Raw genomic sequence first — 5723 nt, 5'->3', positions numbered from 1 at the left:
CGCCGGCGTCGGCGCGGTGCGGCGCGAGCACCGTCACCCGTCGCCGGTGGACCTGCCGGCACTCGACCGCGCCGGCCTCACCGGCGGCGCCCCTCTCGTGGGGGTCCCGCGGCGCCTCCGCGTGGGTCACGAACGGCTGGTCCACGGTGACGGCACCGCTGCGCGTCGACGAGCCCACGTCGCGTCGTCCCTGGTGGCGGCGCTCGTAGCCGGGCCGCCGTGGGACAATGGGGCGTCCCCCTGCCTCCTCACCGTGCTGGACTCATGACGCTCACGAACGACGCCCCCGACGCGCAGGCGCAGATCGACCCCGCCGACCTGGAGACCGCGCTGCGCGTGCTCGCGACGGCCGGCTCCCTCGACCAGGACGACCCGGCGTACGTGGCCCTGCGCCGGGCGACCGGCGGCTTCTTCAAGGACGCCAAGCGCGAGCGCCGCAAGGCCAAGCGCGAGCAGGTGCAGGCCGCCGACCGCGCCGTCGTCGAGAGCACCGCGACCGGCTCGGCCCAGCGCATCGACGACGAGACCGCCGGCATCCCGCTGACGTCCAGCGCGAAGGGCGCGGTCGCCGGCGAGCTGCTCGTGCCGCGCGGCTGCTACATGTGCAAGACCAAGTACACGACGGTCGACGCGTTCTACCACCAGCTGTGCCCCGCCTGCGCCGCGCTGAGCCACGCCAAGCGCGACGCCCGCACCGACCTGACCGGACGTCGCGCGCTGCTCACCGGCGGACGCGCCAAGATCGGCATGTACATCGCGCTGCGCCTGCTGCGCGACGGCGCCCACCTGACGATCACGACACGCTTCCCGCGCGACGCCGTGCGCCGGTTCTCCAGCCTGCCCGACAGCGCCGACTGGCTGCACCGGCTCAAGGTCGTGGGCATCGACCTGCGCGACCCCGGCCAGGTCATCGCGCTGGCCGACGAGGTAGCGTCCGAGGGGCACCTGGACATCCTCATCAACAACGCCGCGCAGACCGTGCGCCGCACCCCCGGCGCGTACGCGCCGCTGGCCGAGGCCGAGAGCACGCCGCTGCCCGCCGGTCCCAAGCCCGAGCTGGTGACGTTCGGGCACACGTCCGACCTGCACCCCGCCGCGCTCATGGGCTCGGTGGACGCCCACCCGGTGCTGGCCGGCGACGCCATCACCGCCGAGCGGCTCACCGAGGAGGCCATGACGGCCGGCTCGGCGGACCTGAGCCGCATCGACGCCGGCGGCCTCGTGCCGGACGTCGTCGACACCAACAGCTGGGTGCAGAACGTCGGCGAGGTCTCCGAGCTGGAGCTGCTCGAGGTGCAGCTGTGCAACCAGACGGCGCCGTTCATCCTCATCAGTCGCCTGCGCGCCGCGATGGCCGCCTCGCCGCACCGGCGCACGTACGTCGTGAACGTCTCGGCGATGGAGGGCCAGTTCGCCCGCCGCTACAAGGGGCCGGGCCACCCGCACACCAACATGAGCAAGGCCGCGCTCAACATGCTCACCCGCACGAGCGCCGGCGAGATGCTCGAGGCCGACGGCATCCTCATGACCGCCGTCGACACGGGCTGGATCACCGACGAGCGCCCGCACACCACCAAGGTGCGGCTGGCCGAGGAGGGCTTCAAGGCCCCGCTCGACCTCGTCGACGGCGCCGCCCGCGTGTACGACCCGATCGTGCGCGGCGAGGCGGGGGAGGACGTGCACGGCGTCTTCCTCAAGGACTACGCACCGCACCCCTGGTGATGTCCACATGGCGGACTTTCCGTCTCAGCACTTGACCAGACCGAGGGAGAGGGGCGAAGATCGGTGACGTGCACGCCCACGTCCTCGTAGTACTTCGCTAGACGCGCCGGTCGGTTCGACCGTCGCGTCTTCCCTCAGCGCCCACGTCCGGGCCGGGGGCTTTTTTTATGCGAGGGTCCGGACACCACACCAACCGATAGGCACGCATCATGACCAAGCAGCTCGACGAGCAGATCACCGGGGCCCAGAGCCTGGTGCGCGCGCTCGAGCGGGCCGGGGTGGACACCATCTTCGGCATCCCCGGTGGCGCGATCCTCCCCGCGTACGACCCGCTGTTCGACTCCAGCATCCGCCACGTGCTCGTCCGGCACGAGCAGGGCGCCGGGCACGCCGCGCAGGGCTACGCGATGGTCACGGGCCGGGTCGGCGTCTGCATGGCCACGTCCGGCCCGGGCGCCACGAACCTGGTCACCGCCATCGCGGACGCCTACATGGACTCGGTCCCGATCGTGGCGATCACCGGCCAGGTCGCGAGCGGCTTCATCGGCACGGACGCCTTCCAGGAGGCCGACATCCGCGGCATCACGATGCCGATCACCAAGCACAGCTACCTGGTCACGGACCCGGCCGAGATCCCGCGGGTGATCGCGGAGGCGTTCCACATCGCCGGCACCGGCCGTCCCGGTCCCGTGCTCGTCGACATCTCCAAGGACGCGCTCCAGGGCAGCACGACCTTCAGCTGGCCTACCGAGCTGGCGCTGCCGGGCTACCGCCCCACCACCAAGCCGCACGGCAAGCAGGTGCGCGAGGCGACCCGGCTGCTGCTCGAGGCGCGCCGGCCGGTGCTCTACGTGGGCGGCGGCGTCATCAAGGCCGACGCCTCGGCCGAGCTCAAGGTGCTGGCCGAGATGGCCCAGATCCCGGTCGTCACGACGCTGACCGCACGCGGTGCCTTCCCCGACTCCCACCCGCTGCACATGGGCATGCCCGGCATGCACGGCACCGTCGCCGCGGTGGGCGCGCTGCAGCGGGCCGACCTCATCGTGTCGCTCGGCGCCCGCTTCGACGACCGCGTCACCGGCAACCTGGACTCCTTCGCGCCGGACGCCAAGGTCGTCCACGCCGACGTCGACCCGGCCGAGATCTCCAAGAACCGCATCGCCGACGTGCCGATCGTGGGCGACGCCCGCGAGGTCATCGCCGACCTGGTCGTGGCGCTGCAGAAGGCGGCCGAGGAGGACGGCGAGCGCGGCGACTACGCCGCCTGGCGCGACTTCCTGGCCACCATCAAGGAGCGCTACCCGGTCGCGTACGACAAGCCCGAGCACGGCCTGGCCCCGCAGACGGTGATCGAGCGGCTCAGCGCCATCGCCGGTCCGGAGGCCACCTACGTGGCCGGCGTCGGCCAGCACCAGATGTGGGCGGCGCACTACGTCTCCTACGAGCGTCCGCGCCAGTGGCTCAACTCCGGCGGCGCCGGCACGATGGGCTACGCCGTCCCGGCGGCGATGGGCGCCAAGGCCGCGCTGCCCGACGGCGTCGTGTGGGCCATCGACGGCGACGGCTGCTTCCAGATGACCAACCAGGAGCTGGCGACCTGCGCGATCGAGGGCATCCCGATCAAGGTGGCCGTCATCAACAACTCCTCGCTGGGCATGGTGCGCCAGTGGCAGACCCTGTTCTACGAGGGCCGCTACTCCAACACCGACCTGCACACCGGCCCGGAGTCGATCGGCGCGCGCCGCATCCCGGACTTCGTCAAGCTCGCGGACGCCTACGGGTGCGTGGGCCTGCGGTGCGACAGCGAGGCCGACCTGGACGCCACCATCGAGAAGGCCATGGCGATCAACGACCGCCCGGTCGTCATCGACTTCGTCGTCGAGCGCGACGCCATGGTCTGGCCGATGGTCGCCGCCGGCACCAGCAACGACGACATCAAGATCGCGCGCGACCTGGCGCCCGAGTGGGAGGACGACGACCTGTGAGCAAGCAGCAGCACACCCTCAGCGTCCTGGTCGAGAACACGCCCGGCGCGCTCGCGCGCGTCTCCAGCCTGTTCATGCGACGCGGCTTCAACATCGAGTCGCTGGCCGTCGGTCCGACCGAGATCCCCGAGATCTCGCGCATGACCATCGTGGTCAGCGTCGACGAGATCGCGCTCGAGCAGGTCACCAAGCAGCTCAACAAGCTGGTGCACGTGCTCAAGATCGTCGAGCTCGAGCCCTCGTCCGCGGTCGAGCGCGAGCTGGTCCTGATCAAGGTCAAGGCCGACGCCCAGACCCGCGGCCAGGTGCTGGAGACCGTCCAGCTCTTCCGCGCCAAGGCGGTCGACGTCGCCACCGACTCGATCACCATCGAGGCCACCGGCGACAGCGGCAAGATCGCCGCCATGCTGCGCGTCCTCGAGCCCTTCGGCATCCGCGAGATCGTCCAGTCCGGTCGCGTCGCGATCGGCCGGGGCTCGCGTTCCATCACCGACCGGACCCTGCGCGCCGTCCCCGGCACGCAGGCCGGCTAAGACCCCCTACAACACAAGGAGACACATCTCGTGGCCGAGCTCTACTACGACGACGACGCCGACCTCAGCATCATCCAGGGCAAGAACGTCGCGGTCATTGGCTACGGCAGCCAGGGCCACGCGCACGCCCTCAACCTGCGCGACTCGGGCGTCGACGTCCGCATCGGCCTCAAGGAGGGCTCCAAGAGCCGCGCCAAGGCCGAGGCCGAGGGCCTGTCGGTCCTGACCCCGCGCGAGGCCGCGGAGGAGGCCGACGTCGTCGTCATCCTGGCTCCCGACCAGGTCCAGCGGACGCTGTACGCCGAGGAGATCGCCCCGGCGCTGGCCGAGGGCGACACCCTGGTCTTCGGCCACGGCTTCAACATCCGCTACGGCTACATCCAGGCGCCCGAGGGCGTCGACGTCGTGCTCGTCGCGCCGAAGGCCCCCGGCCACACGGTGCGCCGCGAGTTCGTCGCCGGCCGCGGCATCCCGGACATCATCGCCGTGGAGAAGGACGCCTCGGGCAAGGCCTGGGACCTGGCGCTGTCGTACGCGAAGGCGATCGGCGGCACCCGCGCCGGCGTCATCAAGACGACCTTCACCGAGGAGACCGAGACCGACCTGTTCGGCGAGCAGGCCGTGCTGTGCGGCGGCATGTCGCACCTGGTGCAGGCCGGCTTCGAGACGCTGACCGAGGCGGGCTACCAGCCCGAGATCGCCTACTTCGAGGTGCTGCACGAGCTCAAGCTCATCGTCGACCTCATGTGGGAGGGCGGCATCGCCAAGCAGCGCTGGAGCATCTCCGACACCGCCGAGTACGGCGACTACGTGTCGGGCCCGCGGGTCATCGACGCCTCGGTCAAGGAGCGCATGCAGGAGGTCCTCGCGGACATCCAGAACGGCGCCTTCGCCGAGCGCTTCATCGCCGACCAGGACGCCGGCGCGCCGGAGTTCAAGCAGCTGCGCGAGAAGGAGGCCGGCCACCCGATCGAGGCGACCGGCAAGGAGCTGCGCGCCCACTTCGCGTGGCAGCAGACCGACGCGGACTACACGGAGGGCTCGGCCGAGCGCTGATCCTCCGGACGCGACGAGGGCCCGCCACCGGGGACGGTGGCGGGCCTCGTGCGTCCGGCGCTGCTACGGTGACGTCCGAACGGCCGGGGTGCCCCACCGACGGGGCTGAGATCACACCCGCACACCTGATTCGGTTCGTACCGACGGAGGGAGCCCGATGACTGTCACGTCCCCACCCGCGCTGCTGGAGCGGCTGCGCGCCCAGGCGCCGCTCGTGCAGTGCCTGACCAACTACGTGTCGATGGACCTGGCGGCGAACCTGCTCAACGCCGCGGGCGCCTCGCCGGCCATGGTCCACGACGAGCGCGAGGCGGCCGAGATGGCCGGGGCTCGCGTCCGCCGTCGTGGTCAACATCGGCACGCTGAGCCCCCGCCGTGGGGTCGCCGGCATGCAGCGGCGGCGACGGTCGCCCGCCGAGCGCGGGAT

5 protein-coding genes and 1 riboswitch are annotated in these 5723 nt (G+C 71.5%); all 5 genes read left to right on the top strand.

What is annotated here, in order from left to right; genetic code table 11:
• Window positions 1-264: 264 nt before the first annotated feature.
• Window positions 265-1722: an SDR family NAD(P)-dependent oxidoreductase gene (locus AC2W7G_RS08095; RefSeq protein WP_485867981.1), complete on the top strand. Its 1458-nt coding sequence runs from the start codon at window positions 265-267 to the stop codon at window positions 1720-1722.
• A 209-nt stretch (window positions 1723-1931) separates the two neighbouring features.
• Window positions 1932-3707, top strand: a complete 1776-nt coding sequence (locus AC2W7G_RS08090) for an acetolactate synthase large subunit (RefSeq protein ID WP_485867980.1) — start codon at window positions 1932-1934, stop codon at window positions 3705-3707.
• A complete protein-coding gene (gene ilvN / locus AC2W7G_RS08085; protein ID WP_485867979.1) occupies window positions 3704-4240 on the top strand; it encodes an acetolactate synthase small subunit in 537 nt (178 codons plus the stop codon). The genes AC2W7G_RS08090 and ilvN overlap by 4 nt, the downstream gene beginning before the upstream one ends.
• Before the next feature lie 30 nt (window positions 4241-4270).
• Window positions 4271-5296 (top strand): ketol-acid reductoisomerase, encoded by a 1026-nt coding sequence (gene ilvC, locus AC2W7G_RS08080; protein ID WP_485867978.1) that lies wholly within the window; start codon window positions 4271-4273, stop codon window positions 5294-5296.
• A 74-nt stretch (window positions 5297-5370) separates the two neighbouring features.
• Window positions 5371-5466, top strand: a riboswitch (TPP riboswitch).
• A partial coding sequence (locus tag AC2W7G_RS08075) for a hydroxyethylthiazole kinase (protein WP_485867977.1) occupies window positions 5454-5723 on the top strand: 270 nt, incomplete at its 3' end. It overlaps the preceding riboswitch by 13 nt.

This window comes from Aeromicrobium sp. PFPM2_SD2 (genome assembly GCF_057364525.1).
This window is presented reverse-complemented; position numbering and strand designations above follow the sequence as displayed.